We start from the raw sequence: 17873 nt of genomic DNA on the forward strand, positions 1-17873 counted from the left end.
ATGATTAGTTATGCACAAAAAAAAGGAGAGAAACGATTTCTCTCCTTTTTTTCAATGCGGTGATATTAACCTAAAGCGATTCGCTTAAAGCCAGCCACTTTCAGGTCAGCATCTACTGATTTCAAGTAATCCGCTACAGACTTGTTATTGTCTTTTACGAACGCCTGTTGCAGCAGGGTGCTTTCTTTGAAGAATTTATTCACTTTACCTGCAGCGATTTTTTCCGCCATTTCAGCAGGTTTACCTTCTGCCTTCACCTGTTCAACAGCGATTTCTCTTTCACGGGCAATCAGGTCAGCAGGAACGCTATCAGCATCTACTGCGATAGGGCTCATCGCAGCAATCTGCATAGCGATGTCTTTACCTACTTCTTCAGAAACAGGTTTAGAGAAAGCTACCAGTACACCCATGCGGTAGTTACCGTGGATATAGGAAGTTACGCCACCTGCTTCAACGAATTCGAATTTATTGAGGGTGATTTTTTCACCGATTTTTGCTACCTGGTCGTTTACTTTATCAGCAACGGTAGCGCCATCCAGTTGAGCTGCATTCAGGTCTTCAACAGTTTTGATGCCGTTAGCCAATGCCAGGTCAACGATAGCCTGCGCAAATTTTACGAAGTCTTCGTTTTTAGCTACGAAGTCAGTTTCACAACCCAGACCTACGATCACACCGGATTTACCATCAGCTGAAGTTTTAGCGATGATAACGCCTTCTTTGGTTTCACGGTCAGAGCGTAATGCAGCCACTTTCTGGCCTTTCTTACGCAGGTAGTCTACTGCTTTTTCAAAATCGCCATCACTTTCTACCAGTGCCTTTCTGCAATCCATCATACCAGCACCAGTTTGCTGACGCAGTTTATTTACATCAGCTGCTGTAATTGTTGCCATGAGCTATAATTAGTTTAATTGTTGTAAAAATTATTGCAATACTATCACCAGCTTTCAACTATTAGCCTCTAGCGGTTAACAGATGCTGCGGAGATAGGAATCATCGACTGCTGCATTTATTAAGCGCTAAAGGCTAATAGCTTATAGCTAAAAAATTATCTTCCGCCGCCTGGTTTTCTTGGACCATTGCTGCCAGCGCCAGATGGACGACGTTGTCCACCGGGAGCACCACCGCCACGGTTAGCGCCACCACCACGGTTAGCACCGCCCTGGCCACCTGGACCACGACCGCTGCCGCCACGGTTAGCACCGCCGCCTTGACCGCCCTGACCACGACCACCGCCGCCGCCTTGAGCACCTGGTTTACGACCTCTTTCGCGATCTTCACCGCCTTCAACGTCGAACTTACGTGCCTTATCGTCTGCTTCTTCTTCTTCCTCTACTTCTTCATTTTTCTCTGTAGCTCTTTCAGACAGACCTTCAGCGATAGCTGCGCAGATGTAGCTGGTAACGATAGCGATAGATTTAGTAGCATCATCGTTCGCAGGAATGGCGAAATCTACTTTAGTAGGATCGGAGTTGGTATCCACCATACCGAAAGTAGAAATACCCAGACGTTTCGCCTCTGCCAGTGCAATGTGTTCGTGGCTGATATCTACCATGAACAGAGCAGCTGGTACACGTGCCAGTTGAGCAATACCACCCAGCACTTTCTCCATTTTCTCTTTATCGCGGCTTAAAGTCAGACGTTCTTTCTTAGTGATGTTGTCGAATGTACCGTCCTGCAGCATTTTTTCGATGCTCTGCATTTTCTTTACACTCTTACGGATAGTAGCGAAGTTAGTGAGCATACCACCTAACCACCTTTCAGTAACGTAAGGCATGTTGATGTTACGCGCAGCATCAGCTACGATTTCTTTCGCTTGCTTTTTAGTAGCAACGAACATGATCTTTTTACCGCTCTTAGCGATAGATTTCAGGGCAGCTGCTGCTTCCTGTAATCCTTCTACGGTTTTGTTCAGATCAATGATATGAATACCTTTCTTTTCTGCGAAAATATAAGGCAGCATCTTGGGATTCCACTTTTTCTTCAGGTGACCGAAGTGAACACCTGCCTCCAGTAACTGCTGCTGCAATGAGGTATTATTTTCCATGTTTATATTACTCAATTAAAAGGATCAAATAATGTTTAGCTTTTAGCATCCGGCGAATTAGCCAGTAGCTAATAGCCAATAGCTCAAAAATATTAGCGTTTAGAGAACTGGAAGCTTCTTCTTGCTTTCGCTTTACCTGGTTTCTTACGTTCAACGCCACGTGGATCACGTTTCAGCAGACCAGCAGCTTTTAGTGCCGGACGGAACTCGATGTTCACTTCGCAAAGTGCGCGGGCAATACCCAGCTTAATTGCTTCTGCCTGACCTTTGATACCACCGCCCTGTGCATTGATTTTTACATCAAATTTATCGAGTGCATCGATCGTTTTGAAAGGCAGTTCCACCTGGTTTTGCAGGTAGATCAGAGAAAAGTAGTTTTTATAATCTTTGTCGTTTACAGTAATGTTACCGGTACCCTTGTTGATATACACGCGGGCAACAGCTTCCTTACGACGACCTATTGTATTTTTTTGCTTTTCCATGTATCAGAGAAAAATTAGAAAGTTAAAGGTTGTGGTTTCTGCGCTGCATGAGGATGTTCAGCACCGGCATATACAAATAATTTTTTGTACATAGCACGGCCCAGGCGGTTCTTAGGCAACATACCTTTCACAGCCTTTTCGATCAATACCTCAGGACGACGACGGATCAGGTCCTTAGCCAATTCAATTCTCTGACCACCGGGGAAGCCAGTGTAGTGCATATATTCCTTTTCAGCCATCTTGTTGCCGGTTAAAGCAATCTTTTCGGCGTTGATTACGATGATATAATCACCACAATCAGTATGAGGCGTATAGTAAGGCTTGTTCTTACCTCTCAGGATAGCAGCCATTTTGGAAGCAACCCTACCGAGTGTCAGGTTAGTCGCATCTACTATATGCCAGTCACGCTTTACGTAAGCGTCGTTAGCGGATTTAGTTTTGAAACTTAATGTATTCATTGTTGTATACGATAAAAATTACGTCTTGTAAACAATTCCCTATTATGAGGAGTGCAAAGGTACATTGCTACTGTTGAATAACCATACATTTTACCCACTTTTTTACATAACACCTTTGCAATTGATTGATTTTCAATAAAAAATTTGTATTAAAGTTATTAACAGCACAAAATCCTACCGTGAATAACTGCTTTTGAAGCTATTTTACAGAGATGGACACCAGGAAAGTTTCTGATATTTACCAGCCTCTTCCAGGAGTAATAAAACAAAAGGCGCACCCTCCCGGGTACGCCGCAGGTTATTATATAGTATATGTGTTTATCTTCTATCCCTGGCGCCCATATATATTAATATATATTGAAACAAAGTGGCTAAGGAGGCCAATGCCGCTACTACATAGGTCATAGCCGCCCACCAGAGGGCATTTTTAGCCTTATCATGCTCTGCAGGCCGCATAACCTGGCTATTATCCAGCCAAATCAGCGCCCGGCGGGATGCATCAAACTCTACCGGCAGCGTTACCAGGGCAAACACCGTAGTAATGGCAAAAAGGATAATACCCGCCAGGAGTAGCTGCGGGAAGGTATTAATCAGGAGAATACCGCCCAACAGTACCCAGGATACAATATTGGAAGTGAACTGCATGGCCGGCACCAGCCGGGATCTCAGCCCCAGCCAGGGGTAAGCGGCGGCGTGCTGCACGGCATGTCCGCATTCATGAGCTGCTACGGCCGCTGCAGCCACATTGGCGCCGTTATATACGTCGGGACTCAGGTTTACCGTCCTGCTTGCCGGATCATAGTGGTCCGACAAAAACCCTTCGGTCTGTCTTACCTGTACCCCATAAATCTGGTTATCTCTCAGCATTTTCTCCGCTATTTCTTTACCAGACAAACCGGAGGAAGTGGGTATTTCACTGTAAGCCCGGAACTTACTTTTCAGCACCGAACTTACCAGCAAGCTGATCCCCACAAAAATCAGCGAAACAAACATGATTCCAGGTGTCATTTTTTATTAAATTAAGTTGACCAACCGGCGCAAATATCCTTCCATTCACCCCGCTTTAAGTTATATTTAGCATTTACCTGCCATCCCTTCTTTTTGCCGTTAAATTATAAATTTAACACTGTCATTTTGGCGTAAAAAATATTTTTTTGCGTAAAAAGGCGCCTGTTTGTCATTTATAAAAAAGTGTGTTATTAATATTTTTTCATATACAAAAATGATCGACATCAAGCCTATTTATCAACATTTTACGAGTGCCCAATGAAAGTAATATTGGATAAAAACAAGCGCTGAAACAAGCGATGGCAGCCACTTTGTTTGATCTGACAGATAGCTCAAAAGTTATTCACATCAATTAAATAAACTTTTTTATTCTGAAGCCATTTTGTAATTTAGACCTGAATTTAATGGGTTAGTAAGTAGAAAGAGTCAGCGGAATCTTCCGTTTGGCTCTTTTCTCTTTTACACCTTTTTACCTCCCCTTTTTCATACCCACTTTTTATCATTTCGATGCAATAAGTATAAAACCATTTACTTTGTATGCATCCTGTTTTTAAAAATTATGAGTAAAATAAGAACTGCTTTCTTCTGTCAGAATTGTGGATACGAATCAGCTAAATGGAATGGAAAATGTCCGAGTTGTGGAGAATGGAATACTTTTGTTGAGGAAAGAGTGCAGAAAGATATTCCACAGAAGCAACAAGAATGGAAAAATAATGATACCCCCTCTCCCCGCACCCAAAAAATAATTAACCTTTCGGAAGTCGTTACCCGGGAAGATGAAAAAATGCTGACCCCCGACAATGAATTGAATCGTGTGCTGGGAGGCGGTATAGTAGCGGGTTCGCTGGTGTTGGTAGGTGGAGAGCCCGGCATCGGAAAATCGACCCTCTTCCTGCAAAATGCATTGCAGCTGAAAAATATAAAAACACTTTACATCAGTGGAGAAGAAAGTGAACAACAGATAAAAATGCGGGCCGACCGCATCCAGAATTCCAATGAACAGTTTTACCTGCTCACTGAAACATCTACGCAAACTATTTTCCAGGAAATCAGGAAACTACAGCCTCAACTGGTGATTGTTGACTCCATCCAAACGCTGCATTCCCCTTTTATAGAATCAGCGCCGGGCAGCGTTTCCCAAATCAGGGAAACCACTGCTGAGCTGCAACGCTTCGCTAAAGAAAGCAATATCCCCGTTTTCCTGATCGGCCACATCACAAAAGACGGCTCTATTGCCGGCCCTAAAGTGCTGGAACATATGGTGGATACTGTATTGCAATTTGAAGGCGATCAACATTACGCCTACCGCATTTTACGCACGATCAAAAACAGGTTTGGCTCCACTGCCGAACTGGGTATTTATGAAATGACCGGCACCGGGCTGCGACAGGTAACCAATCCTTCTGAAATTCTTATCTCGCAACGGGAAGATCTTCTTAGCGGGGTAGCAATAGCCGCTACCATGGAAGGAATGCGCCCATTGCTGGTAGAAGTGCAGGCACTCGTTACCCAGTCAGTCTACGGCACGCCCCAACGTACCGCTACAGGTTTTGATTTGCGCAGGTTGCAGCTGTTGCTGGCCGTATTGGAAAAACGCGGCGGCTTCCATTTTGGCGTAAAAGATGTGTTTCTCAATATTGCCGGCGGTATTCGGGTGGAAGATCCTGCCATCGACCTGGCAGTGTTATGCGCACTGTTATCTTCTTATGAAGACAACGCCATTTCACCTAAAATATGTTTTTCCGGAGAGGTAGGACTGAGTGGAGAAATAAGAGCTGTAAACCGCATTGAACAAAGAATTGCAGAAGCAGAAAAACTGGGCTTTGAAAAAATTTTTATCTCCCGTTATAACAAAAAAGGAATTGATTTCAGTAAATTCCATATCGAAGTCATTTCTGTAGGAAGAGTGGAAGAAGTATACCAGCGACTCTTTTAACCCCTTTTAAAACATACTTTCATGCTGACCCGTTTGTTATCCCCCCTGGTTCATTTATTTTATCCGCATTGCTGCGAGCTGTGTGGTACAGATTTGCCAGCAACTGGCGACCTGTTATGTTTACGTTGCTGGCAAGCATTACCTGTCACCGGTTTTCATCAGTACCCCGATAACCCGGTGGCCAACATTTTCAACGGCCGCGTAACCGTACAACAAGCTACCGCCACTTATTATTACACACAGTCATCCGGCGTACAACAACTCATTCACCGGTTCAAGTACCGGCAACGACCCGATATTGCCGTGTCGCTGGGAAAGCAAACCGGGTATCAATTATCGGAAAGTACCTGGATACCCGACGTTGACTTCCTGGTGCCGGTTCCGCTGTTTCCACACAAGGAAAAATTACGTGGCTACAACCAGGCTACCCAGCTGGCCAATGGCATAGCACAGGTAATTTCCCTCCCGGTATATCCCAAAACACTAAGCAGGCTACAGTTTACCGCTACTCAAACCAGGAAAGGGCGGGCTGCCCGTTGGCAAAATGTAGCCGCTGCTTTCCAGGTAAATGGCAACCAGGTAAACGGATCACACGTATTACTGATAGACGATGTGATTACCACCGGCGCTACTACCGAGGCTTGTTGTACAGCCCTGGTACACGCAGGCGCCAGGGTAAGCGTATGTTGTGTTGCTTTCGCCTGGAGCTGAATGCCACAACGATTTAATGCTATTAAATACCTGATAGGCAGCTCGTTAACGCCGTTAAAAAAGATACCGTTTTTTCGTACGGGAATATTAACTTTACAGGCGTAGCTATCCGCTATCATTTAATCAGTCTTTATAAAAACTACTATATGTTCCGTTTAGCAATCTTGTCAATAATGATGCTTTTTGCTTCTTCTCACCTTTACGACTTTAAAGTAGATGCAGTGGACGGCGGGAAAATAGATTTCTCCAAATACAAAGGAAAAAAAGTGTTGATCGTAAATACCGCCTCTCTTTGCGGTAATACCCCACAATACGAAGGTTTGGAAAAGCTTTATAAGAAATACCAGGACAAACTGGTAATTGTAGGATTTCCAGCTAATAATTTCGGTTCCCAGGAACCAGGTAGCAACAAGGAAATCCAGGAGTTCTGCACCAAAAAATATGCAGTGACCTTTCCTATGGCAGCCAAAATATCCGTAAAGGGCACCGACATTCACCCCTTGTATAAATGGCTGTTGGATGAAAGTAAAGCCAAACATTTTGAACCCACTGAAGTAACCTGGAACTTTCAGAAATACCTGCTGGATGAAAAAGGAAACCTGGTGGCGGTATTTTCCCCTAAAACGCAGCCAGAATCTGCGGAAGTGATTGCAGCTATCGAAAAATAAGATATAGATAATATAAAGGCATGCTGCCTTTTGCCAACTTTGTGTTTAAACTTTTTTATGCAGACGCCTGCTTCAAACGTGTATGCGTTTAAGTGAGCGACCGGCATTACTGTTCACAATTGGCAACAATATTCATGAAACAACCAATTACCTACAGACAAACACTGCTGCTGACCGCAGCCCTATACGCTTTCATTTTTGGCTTCACCGCCTGTCAGCACCCTATCGATAATCCTTCTTTTTCATGCCCCGACATGGACATGACAGCCTCCATAAATGGTCAAACCCGTAAAATGATGCAGACCAACAGTATCTTCTTCCGGCAGGAAACTGATTCGGGCGGGCTTAAATACTGGAGTATGGAATCAATTTCCGATTCCTTCAAAATAGTGTTGAATGTGACTGATGGCATGTTTGATCAGGACGCCATTAAAAATGATACGATTCGCCTGGATACCTTTACGTTCCGGCATGGCAGCACCAACCCGATACACAAAGGACTGGTGATGGCAGGGATCTACAACGCTAACGGCAGCTACGACTTTCTTAATACAGACTCTTCTGCTATCATTATCCGTTGGATAAACACCAAACGGCAGCTAATATCCGGCAGCTTTTTCTTTACGGGCGACAACAAAAGGATTACCGGGAGTGGTAGCTTCAACAGAGCCTGTTATGTGACACAATGAAACAAGAGCGCTTCTCCCCTCCGTCCTGATTACCCCCTTTTTATTATCTTGCGTCCATGCTATTTTCAGATATCATAGGACAAGCAGACATTAAGCAACAACTCATCCAGTCCGTTCAACATAACAGGCTCAGTCACGCCATGATACTGCTGGCCCCGGAGGGAGCCGGCGGGCTTCCATTGGGCCTGGCCTTTACACAATACCTGGTTTGTGAAAACAAGCAGGAGCAGGATGCCTGTGGACAATGCGCTGCCTGTACCAAAGCAGCCCAGTTTGTGCACCCGGATATCCACTACTCCTACCCTGTTATTCCGCGTAAAGCGGGTGATAAGCCGGTAAGCACGGATTATATCAGCGAATGGCGGGAATTTGTGACCACGAATCCTTACGGTAATGCTTATGACTGGTTACAGTTTATAGGAGCAGAAAACAAACAGGGTAATATCACCGCCACCGAATGCCAGGATATTATTCATAAACTGAACCTGAAAAGTTTTGAAAGTGGGTATAAGATACTGGTGATGTGGATGCCGGAATACCTGGGCAATGAAGGCAACCGTTTATTAAAATTGATTGAAGAACCACCCGCCAATACCCTTTTCATCCTGGTAGCAGAAAACCAGGAACAGATCCTGGCAACTATTTTATCCCGGACCCACCTGATAAGAATAAATGCCCTGGCCAAGCAGGACCTGGTAAAAGCTTTGGAAGAAAAAAGCAAGGTACCGGCCGCCAAGGCACAGCAAATTGCCACCATTACCGCCGGCAACTATCGCGAGGCATTATACCTCTTACAACATTCCGATGATGATTACCATGAATTGCTCCGTAACTGGCTCAATCACCTGTTTACTGGTAACCGGGTAGCCCTCCAGGAATGGATTGAAGGGATTTCCAGCGCCAAAACCGGCAGGGAAAACCAAAAGCAGTTCCTTCGCTACTTTATTAACCTGCTGGAACACACGATCCGTTTACAGTATATCGACCGGAGCCTGTTAGCCTTTTCAGAGGAAGAAATGGACTTTGCAGCCAAACTGGCTAAGCTGGCCAACCTGGAACAAATGCAACAAATTGCAGATGCCCTGAACAATGCCAGCTATTATATTGAGCGGAATGCCAACGGGAAAATGCTATTTCATGCATTGTCTCTCAAGCTGCAATATATATTTAAAAAGAAACCTTTACCTGTTCTGTAATTAGCCGCCGGGTGCTACGGGGCTTATCGGCTGCTTTTCCCTATCTTTGTTGCTTCCGGTCTTTTGTTTTTCTGGAAGGAAAAACGTATTTTGAAGAACTGGAATAACCTGAAATGCTTATTTATAAAATTTAAACTAATTAATAATATGGCTTGTGCCGGATGTGGTACGGGTGTGGATGGGAAGCCGTCAGGATGCAAGAGTAATGGAGGATGCAGCACAGGAGGTTGTAACAGACTGAATGTATTTGATTGGCTGTCCAATATTCCCCTTGGTGATAGCTTAGCACCATTTGACATTGTAGAGGTAAGTTTTAACAATGGCAGCCGCAAAGACTTTTTCCGGAATGTGACCAAACAACTCTTTGATAAAGGAGAAATGGTAACAGTGGAAGGAGTAAGCGGATTTGACGTTGGCACAGTGAGCCTGACAGGCGAACTGGTAAAACTCCAAATGAAGAAGCGACGCGCGGAAGATACACCCGAAGTAAAAAAAATTCTCCGTCGTTCTACCAACGATGACCTGCAACGAATGAATGACAACAAGGCCCGCGAGAAGGAAGCCCTCATTAAATCGAGAGCGCTTGCCCGCAACCTGGGACTTGAAATGAAACTCGCAGAAGTGGAAATACAGGCCGATGGCCGTAAAGCCACCTTCTTCTACACAGCAGACGATCGCGTTGATTTCCGTGAACTCATTAAAGTGTATGCCTCTGAATTCAGGGCCAAAGTGGAGATGCGCCAGATAGGCGCGCGCCAGGAAGCCGGAAAAGTAGGTGGCATCGGCAGTTGTGGCCGGGAGCTCTGTTGCTCTACCTGGCTGTCAGATTTCAAAAGCGTGAATACCACCGCTGCCCGTTATCAGAACTTGTCTATTAACCAGGCAAAGTTATCCGGACAATGCGGCCGCCTGAAATGCTGCCTCAACTATGAACTGGATACCTACCTGGATGCCCTGAAAGACTTCCCTGAAGATGCCGATAATATCGAAACTGCCGGTGGGGTAGCCCATCTCCAGAAAAGGGATATCTTCAAAAGCCTCATGTGGTACTCCTACGAAGGCAGTAACAAACAATATCCGCTTACGATTTCCAGGGCTAAAGAAATACGCTTGCTCAATAAACAGGGTGTTAAACCGGATGACCTGAAACCTGTAGAAGTGGTAACAGCCAAACCTAAGGAAGCGGATCTGGGGTATGCAGATGTGGTGGGACAAATCAGTCTTAAATCTCTTGAGAAAACCGCCCAGAAGCGTAAACAAAAAGATAAAGACAAACAAAAACAACAACGCGGCGAACAAAAGCCCCAGTCACAGGGCCAACCTAAAAACGATCAGCCCAAAGGTGGTCAGAAGCCAGACAACCGGCAACAGCAACCGGAGCGCAGATCCAGGCAGGAAAACCGTCCGCAGCAACAGCAGCGGCAGCCAGGTCAGGGTGGACAGCCGAAGCAGGGACGCGAGCAACAACCCCGTCCTGAACAACAGGCGCGGCCCGACCAGGGACCAAGAGAGCCAAGGGAACCACGTGAGCCAAGGCAACAGGGGCCTAAACAGCCTGCCCAGGGCCAGGGACCGAAGCAAGACAAACGGCCACCAAGGCACCATCATAAAAAGCCGGGCCAGCAAAGTAAAAACAACAATCCTGAAAAAGGAGCATAAATAACAATAAAAAAGACAACCATGATGGTTGTCTTTTTTATTGTTATTTATTCCCAGCAGCATGCATTCTAAAAATAAAAGGCCGCCCAGACGAGGCAGCCTTTGTTAACAATTGGTTTTTGCTTATGAGAAAATTATAAATATGCTATCTTATCCCTCTTCACAAAATCAACCGCACAGCTGCCGTTAGTACTTTCTACACTCGTCTACGCCTCATTTTCAAACAGTAGCTTATAATAGTTCATGTTGGTCGCTTCATCAAACCCCCGCTCTATCATTTCGCGATTTCCATGAATATATATATGAAAATTCTTATCTAATTTTAATATGCTCTTAAATACTTTCTGTTGCTTTTTTACAGCAGGTGCAGATATCTCAAACTCATCAGGGATGTCTTGCTGAAAGTGATCCGCGTATTCATTCCGGTATTCCTTAAAAGAAGCAATGGCATCAGGGTGTCCTAAAACTTCTTTGGCAAAATCGTCCAGCTGAAATTGCTCCTTCTCCTTAAAATAAGCAGCCGATTTGTTTAACAAATCTACCTGGTCTACCCTATCCATTTCATACTCCGTTGGCAGTTTATTGTGTATAAACTGTTTGCACATGTCCACTGCTGTTTCAGTTTGCAGGTAGCTATCTTCCCGGCGTTGTACCTGAAGAAAGGCATCTTTCCAGTACACAGCCTCGTTTTGTTTGCTGTTGCTGTCTACAATACTTACTTTAAAACCTTCAGATTCTTCGGTGTTAAAAACCAGGCAGCCTTTATCCAGCTTATTAATATTTATTCCATCTTCGTAATTAACCTGGTAGTTCTCGTCTGACAGAAATACTTTCAGATAGGTATCGCGATTCTCAGATTTAAAAATGCCTATGGCTTCCACTTCTTCACCATCCACAAGACATTTGCTAAAGTAGGCTATATAAAGCTCGCCCCCCTTGATTTTGGGATGGGTGGAATGTTTATATAGATGTTTGGCAATATTAATCGACTGCTCCTGGAATTCGTTCTGGTCGGTAAATATACGCCGACAATATTGAAAAATTTCATTCAATTCCATATCTGCATCATGCCGGAACCTGAAATATTCTGCCGCGTTGGCAAATGGTTGAATAAAATACGTAATCAATAACTGGCTGATCGTTTCATCCTCCAGCTGCAATGGCGCCTTGGAACACAGTAGCGCCTCGTCATTGGAGGAGTTTCCTACCTTGTGAATCGTCAGCTGCGCCAAATCTTTAAACTCCGAAACATGGATCATGGGCGCAAAATTAATAAATTAGTTGACAGGCCACCGATTCGTTTATAACGGTAATTATTTCTTGATAATTTCATTACACACCAACCCACCTATCCGTACTCCCCGTAAAATTCTGAAATTGTTTTTTAATTTAAAGCTCCAAAACAAATAATACATGAAAATACAGATATGCCTCCTCGCAATGCTGACTGCGTGGGGATTACCCATCCTGGCACAACAAAAAACAAGTAACCTGCCAGTGTTTGAAGCCCACGACCTGACCGCAGAAAATATGTTCTCCGTCAATATCGAAGGACCCAACTTTGACAAATCAGGTAATTTTTATGTCGTTAATTTCAAACAGGATGGTACCGTAGGAAAAATCAATACCAAAACCGGTACCGGCGAAATATTCGTGACATTGCCCGATAGCAGCGTAGCCAATGGTATTCACTTCAACAGCAAAGGCACCATGTTCCTGCCCGACTTTATCCGCCACAATGTATTAACCGTGGATATGAAGACGAAAAAGATCGATGTATTTGTACATTCCGACAAGTTTAATCAACCCAACGACCTCTGTATCAATAGTAAAGACCAGATCTTTGTGACAGACCCCAAATGGGCCGACAATACCGGGCAACTCTGGCGCATAGATCCTAAAAATCGTCAGCTTGTTTTACTGGAAGCCAATATGGGTACCACCAACGGAATAGAACTGAGTCCCGATGAAAAAACATTGTACGTGAATGAAAGCGTGCAGCGGAAAATCTGGAAGTACCGGGTAGACAAAGCAGGAAATATCTCCCACAAAACCCTCTTCGCTTCCTTCCCCGACTACGGTTTTGATGGCATGAAATGCGATAAAGTAGGTAACCTGTACGTAGCCCGCTGGGGGAAAGGGGTGATTGCGGTGCTATCTCCCAAAGGAAAATTAATACAGGAAATACCCCTGAAAGGAAAGCAATGCAGCAACCTGGTATTTGGTGACAAAGACGGGAAAACCGTGTATGTTACGCTGCAAGACAGGAAGTGCGTGGAAACATTCCGGGTAAATATACCGGGAAGAAAATTTGAGTAAGTGATTCACGCAAAGGTTATAAGTAGCAAAGGCGCAAAGAATATTAATCATTTCTTTGCGCCTTTGCTACTTATAATACTTTGCGTGTCTATTTAATAATTAACAGCCATCCTTTATTTTTTGACACCGGGATGCTGGCATCCTTGCCAAACACCTGGCCCTGCTGGAAATTACGTATATCCGGCGCCGTAATCGTTGCCCGGGCCGGGTCTATCCCCAGGGCTTTCCAGTCGATGCTCAGCTTAACAGCCACATCTTCCGGCGCCCAACTGGCCATAGATACCAGTACCACTCCATCTTTCCGGTAAATCGTAGCCGGAACCAACGGGTTATTGGTCTTCACCGGGTTGTTATCTACCCAGTACCCAATCATTTTACTACCCTGTATACCGAAATCGTCCCATACTTTCCAGATTGGACGGGGATCTGAGTTTTCCGTCCATGGCATACGGTTAGTCATGCCATATACCATACCTCTCCACTGGTTGCCGCCGTCCTGCAGCATTTCACCCATCAGGCCAAACGGAATACCGCTCACTTCCGTAAGGAAGAAATCAGGACTGTTTTGCTCATAATCGAAATATTCGCCGAACCAAAGCCGGTTCAGGTAAGGGAAATGCTCCATATACAAGACCGCGCTGTTAATAAATCCATCAGATTTATTGTACTGGTTAGCGGAATGTAAATCGATAATACCAGGGTGATTATCTTTTGTCAGCACTCTTTTTACCCTCTTCATGGTTACCCGGTCAAAAGCCACATCATCGAGGTAAATACCATCGATGCCTACGTTTTGTACCAGCCAGTTCATGCCTTCTACATAGTAATTATGCCAGCGGTTCATCCCACTATTAATAATAGCAGCGTCTTTGAATTCCGGCACAAACCAGGCAGCAATGTAGTCCTTGGCGATATGTTCCTGCAACCAGGAAAAGCCGCCACCATTACCAGGGCTGTATACTTCATGCCCCAGGCTCCGCAATGGGAAAGTTTCCCAGGCATGGTTAGACAGCTCTCTGACGGTATTATAGATCTTCACTTTGAGTCCTTTACTATGGGCCTCGTCTATATAATCCTTCATTTTCTTCCACTCAATAAATGGATAGTTGATCCAGGGATTAATATCGTTGCCATGATGGATATTCACTATAGTAGCGCCTGTAGCTTTGATACTGTCCAGGTTGTGATACCTGTGATAGAAGCGGGTAGCCCATTGGAAGTCGGTATTGATCGGGTGAAAAGGGGTAATAATGAGGTGGAAGTTGTAGTACAACACCTCTCCTTTATGCATAGTTCTTTCCCCGCTGTAGCTGTTTACCAGTATAGCGGTTCCTTTTTCGCCAATAGTGATACCGCCTTTGTTGTCGTTCCCCCAGGAAGTGGGCAGCAGCAAAGGTTTCTGGAGATAAAAGTTTGTATTTAACGGACGTACATAGTTTTCATCACGGAGATTGAACTGGATGCCTGCGTTCACATCTCCAATCCAGGCACCATCCTGGTTCTTATGTGCCACATCCCATTTCCAGTCGATCTTTTCGGGGCGCAGGCCCCCCTTCTGGTTAAGGCCCATCATGTACCTGGCAGCACCTTTATCGAATGGCAGGTGCATGGTAATTTCTTTCAGGGCTACGTCTTCCAGGGCTGTTACTTTCACGGTATAGTCGAGGAAACCATCAAATTCGAGTGCTGCGTTTACTTCCATTTGCAAACCGGCCGCTGTATTAATAGCTTTCCAGCTGATCTTACCAGCTTCACGGGAAGTAACCTGCCAGCCCTGGTGAGCCCATGTCAAATCCTTACCTGTAGCGGCGGAGGTAAAGTGGAAATGTACCGGCTCTGTAAATATGTTCTTTGGCTGCGTGGTGAGCGATGTCATTTCCGGTGTAAAGAACGTTTGTATCTGTGCCGGGAAACCATCTTTATTGATACCGATTTTGCGGCCCAATAAGCTGATCACGCTGTCTTTCATTTCCAGTGGCGTATAAGGCGCAATCACGGTATTGTCCTGTGCCAGTGTAGAGTTGAGCCATTTCAACCGGGTTTGTTTCCAGGGTTCATTAAAGCCTCCATTCACCGCCAGTTTATTCGTTACCGTGATGGTGAGCCTGATGGGCATATCGGGCATATCGGCCGCTTTTAAAACGGCGATTCCTTTGTAAATGCCCGGCGCCGCATTTTCCGGCACATCAATCCCGCACCACAGGGCCTGTACTTTACCGGCAGGAATATTTACAGTGGCGTTAAATGGCCTGGCATCGTAGGTAGTGCCATTGGTGTTAATACAATTCAGCTGCGCCGCTGGAATGGTTATGCCATTGCCGGCGCTCAGGTCACCAAACGTAACCTGCACGTCCTTCATTTCCCGGCGGGCATAAATGCCCAGCTGAAAGGCATAGTACTCCCCTTTGTCGGCTTCTCCGGCGAAAGATTGTGAAGGTCCTTTCTTTATCCAGCGCTGGGGCAGGTCGTCGGTCATTTTAATGGGGAACTGGCGATCTTCCGGGAATACCATATATCCTCCACCAGGATGTTTGAGCTTCAGCTGTTGCATTTCGGCTGCGCTGGCAATCACTTCCATCGGATAAAAAGAGTTGAAAGTATCTATCGACTCCAGCTCTTTCACCGTAGTATTGGGTTTCATGCCATCCGGAACAACCTGCAGCCAGGCATTATCGGCGGTTTGTTCCGGCGCCAGGTACACGCCTTTCGGGTAGTTATTCCTTCCTTCATTCTTGGAAGGCAGGTAGTAAATGTAGTATTCGCCTTTACCGGAAGTAGGTTCAAAGCAAATGTCGCCCTGCTCACGGGTAAGCGCCAACATTTTTACGTTGGTTATTTTCTGTTTGGTTTTTGCATCCTGGATAATGATGCGTTTTGTTTCGGGATGTTCATCGCGCCGGCGCCATGGGATTACCACGCGGGCCACTTTGGCCGTTCCGTTAAAAGTAACTACCGCCCGGTGGTTACCTAGCGAATCCGCATTCCAGTTATTATTTCCGGCGGTATACTTCAGCTCCTGGGCCTGTGCGGCGGTAAGAAAGCTGAAGGCAAATCCTGCCAGTAACAATCCTTTTCGGTAATGGCGGAAATGATGGCTGTACTGATACATGTAGACTAAGAATTTTTTTAATGTTCACCGGTTATAAATTTACTACTGTTGGATCTACTTTTCCGGATTATTTTATAAAAGCGAAAGCCCCATTCAAGGGGCTTTCATCGGGTATTTTATTGTATTGGATTCTGTACCAGGTTAGGGTCCAGGAGTATTTCCTGTTGCGGGATGAAGTGTACTACCCTTGCATCTGTATAGGAAACTGTTTGCGGATTGGTTTGTACACCCGGGTAATTACGATATACATTCCGGTTGTTGCGGAACAGGTCAAACACGCGATGTGTTTCAAAAGCCAGCTCCAGGCGGCGTTCATCCAGCACTACGTCCAGTACGGAAGCGTAGCCTTTCAGATCGGTGGGCGTAAATAATGCAGTACCGATCAGGCCAGCCCGCTGGCGGATAATGTTCACATCTGCGATGGCAGCGGTATTGTTGCCCAGTTTGGCATTGGCTTCCGCCCGGATCAGGTACATTTCTGCCAAACGCAGTACTACCGGGGAACTGAGGGTAGGCACATTATCCTGGTTAGAGTATTTGAGGATATACCATTTAGGCACGCCATTGCGGGTGGCCAGCACTTTATTCCCGTTGTCGTCGGTGGTATATACGGCTTGCACAAATTTGTTCCTTACATCTTCCGGATGTTTATGCAACAGATCGAGGTATGACTGGGAAGCATAAATTTCGCCATAGCCCATACCCCCTGGCGACATATAATACATAGAACCGATGGAACCCCAGGTACGGTCGTCCTGTAAAGTGTGGTGAATAGCAAAGATGGTTTCCTTGTTATTCTCGTTACTCTTGGTATAATAACCGGGTAAATCAGAAGTAGATACCAGGGAATAATTACCGGAGGTAATCACTGAATCGGCATAGATACGCGCCGAATCATTTTTCCCCATATAGAGATACACTCTTGCTAACAGCGCCATAGCAGCGCTTTTAGTGGCATAGCTATTAGTATTGGAGTTATCCATCAAACTTGTGCCTTTCTTTAAATCGGCTACTATTTGTCCGTATACTTCCTTCACTGTATTGCGTGCAGGCAAAGCGTTGATATCAAACTTAGTGATAACAGGTATACCCGGATTGGTTTCGGGGCTTTGTGTATAAGGGCGGCCGAAGCTCCGTACCAGGCCAAAGTGAACAAAGGCGCGAATAAAGAGGTTTTCGCCGATCATTTCATTAATAGCAGCCGATTTCCCTTCGGGCATTACCGCCAGGAGTTTGTTGGCGCCGTTAACGGCTTTATAGCCCATACGCCAGATCTGCAGGGTATTTCCCTGGTTGGTCAGGTGGCCGTAGGTATAAGAGTAAAACAACGGGTCGGTGGTGGCGCCGCTGAGCGCTACATCATCACTGGGAAATTCTCCCATCTGGAAATAGTTGCGCGTAAAATTTTCTTCTTTCAACAACGCGTAGTTTCCGGCAGTAGCTGCCGGCCACTTGGTTTCATCATTCAGGATGTTGGAATCCGGTAATGCGCTATATGGGTCTTTCTTCAACGAGCAGGAAGTTGCCATTGACAGCAGCAACAGGCCTGCAAAATATTTTGACATGTGTTTCATGATAATCTCTTTTAGCTCCT

15 protein-coding genes are annotated in these 17873 nt (G+C 45.3%); 7 read left to right on the plus strand and 8 right to left on the minus strand.

Annotated elements, in window-relative coordinates:
* Positions 1–65 precede the first annotated feature (65 nt).
* From tsf to HGH91_RS09255, 5 genes are all read right to left on the minus strand, one after another.
* On the minus strand, positions 66–890 hold the full coding sequence (gene tsf, locus HGH91_RS09235; RefSeq protein WP_145661593.1) for a translation elongation factor Ts: 825 nt from the start codon (positions 888–890) through the stop codon (positions 66–68).
* A gap of 155 nt (positions 891–1045) precedes the next feature.
* Complete coding sequence (gene rpsB / locus HGH91_RS09240; RefSeq protein WP_168738175.1) at positions 1046–2044, minus strand: 30S ribosomal protein S2; 999 nt, start codon at positions 2042–2044, stop codon at positions 1046–1048.
* A 92-nt stretch (positions 2045–2136) separates the two neighbouring features.
* On the minus strand, positions 2137–2526 hold the full coding sequence (gene rpsI, locus HGH91_RS09245) for a 30S ribosomal protein S9 (protein ID WP_145661599.1): 390 nt from the start codon (positions 2524–2526) through the stop codon (positions 2137–2139).
* A 14-nt stretch (positions 2527–2540) separates the two neighbouring features.
* On the minus strand, positions 2541–2984 hold the full coding sequence (gene rplM, locus HGH91_RS09250) for a 50S ribosomal protein L13 (RefSeq protein ID WP_145661602.1): 444 nt from the start codon (positions 2982–2984) through the stop codon (positions 2541–2543).
* Between the two features lie 318 nt (positions 2985–3302).
* Positions 3303–3992 carry a zinc metallopeptidase gene (locus tag HGH91_RS09255; RefSeq protein ID WP_168738176.1) on the minus strand — a complete coding sequence of 230 codons (690 nt, stop codon included), beginning with the start codon at positions 3990–3992 and terminating at the stop codon, positions 3303–3305.
* Between the two features lie 559 nt (positions 3993–4551).
* Between HGH91_RS09255 and radA the strand changes: the two genes are divergently transcribed.
* From radA to HGH91_RS09285, 6 genes are all read left to right on the plus strand, one after another.
* The gene (gene radA / locus HGH91_RS09260) at positions 4552–5928 is read left to right on the plus strand and encodes a DNA repair protein RadA (RefSeq protein WP_168738177.1); all 1377 of its coding nucleotides are present in this window, start codon (positions 4552–4554) and stop codon (positions 5926–5928) included.
* Between the two features lie 21 nt (positions 5929–5949).
* Positions 5950–6639 (plus strand): ComF family protein, encoded by a 690-nt coding sequence (locus tag HGH91_RS09265; RefSeq protein ID WP_168738178.1) that lies wholly within the window; start codon positions 5950–5952, stop codon positions 6637–6639.
* 146 nt (positions 6640–6785) lie between these two features.
* Positions 6786–7307, plus strand: coding sequence for a glutathione peroxidase (locus HGH91_RS09270; protein WP_168738179.1), 522 nt, complete (start codon positions 6786–6788; stop codon positions 7305–7307).
* 134 nt (positions 7308–7441) lie between these two features.
* A complete protein-coding gene (locus HGH91_RS09275) occupies positions 7442–7996 on the plus strand; it encodes a hypothetical protein (RefSeq protein ID WP_168738180.1) in 555 nt (184 codons plus the stop codon).
* Positions 7997–8052: 56 nt separating this feature from the next.
* The gene (locus HGH91_RS09280; RefSeq protein ID WP_168738181.1) at positions 8053–9192 is read left to right on the plus strand and encodes an ATP-binding protein; all 1140 of its coding nucleotides are present in this window, start codon (positions 8053–8055) and stop codon (positions 9190–9192) included.
* Positions 9193–9339: 147 nt separating this feature from the next.
* Complete coding sequence (locus HGH91_RS09285; protein WP_168738182.1) at positions 9340–10851, plus strand: stage 0 sporulation family protein; 1512 nt, start codon at positions 9340–9342, stop codon at positions 10849–10851.
* A gap of 206 nt (positions 10852–11057) precedes the next feature.
* Here the strand turns inward: HGH91_RS09285 and HGH91_RS09290 are convergent, their stop codons facing one another.
* Positions 11058–12110 carry a nucleoid-associated protein gene (locus HGH91_RS09290; protein ID WP_168738183.1) on the minus strand — a complete coding sequence of 351 codons (1053 nt, stop codon included), beginning with the start codon at positions 12108–12110 and terminating at the stop codon, positions 11058–11060.
* Positions 12111–12264: 154 nt separating this feature from the next.
* Between HGH91_RS09290 and HGH91_RS09295 the strand changes: the two genes are divergently transcribed.
* Positions 12265–13170 (plus strand): SMP-30/gluconolactonase/LRE family protein, encoded by a 906-nt coding sequence (locus HGH91_RS09295; protein ID WP_168738184.1) that lies wholly within the window; start codon positions 12265–12267, stop codon positions 13168–13170.
* 88 nt (positions 13171–13258) lie between these two features.
* On the opposite strand, the gene HGH91_RS09300 is transcribed toward HGH91_RS09295, so the two are convergent.
* Positions 13259–16279 (minus strand): glycoside hydrolase domain-containing protein, encoded by a 3021-nt coding sequence (locus tag HGH91_RS09300; RefSeq protein ID WP_247651697.1) that lies wholly within the window; start codon positions 16277–16279, stop codon positions 13259–13261.
* A 116-nt stretch (positions 16280–16395) separates the two neighbouring features.
* Entirely contained in the window at positions 16396–17853 is a 1458-nt protein-coding gene (locus HGH91_RS09305; RefSeq protein WP_168738185.1) for a RagB/SusD family nutrient uptake outer membrane protein, read from the minus strand.
* Between the last annotated feature and the right edge of the window lie 20 nt (positions 17854–17873).

It is taken from the genome of Chitinophaga eiseniae, assembly GCF_012641265.1.
GTDB lineage: Bacteria > Bacteroidota > Bacteroidia > Chitinophagales > Chitinophagaceae > Chitinophaga > Chitinophaga eiseniae_A.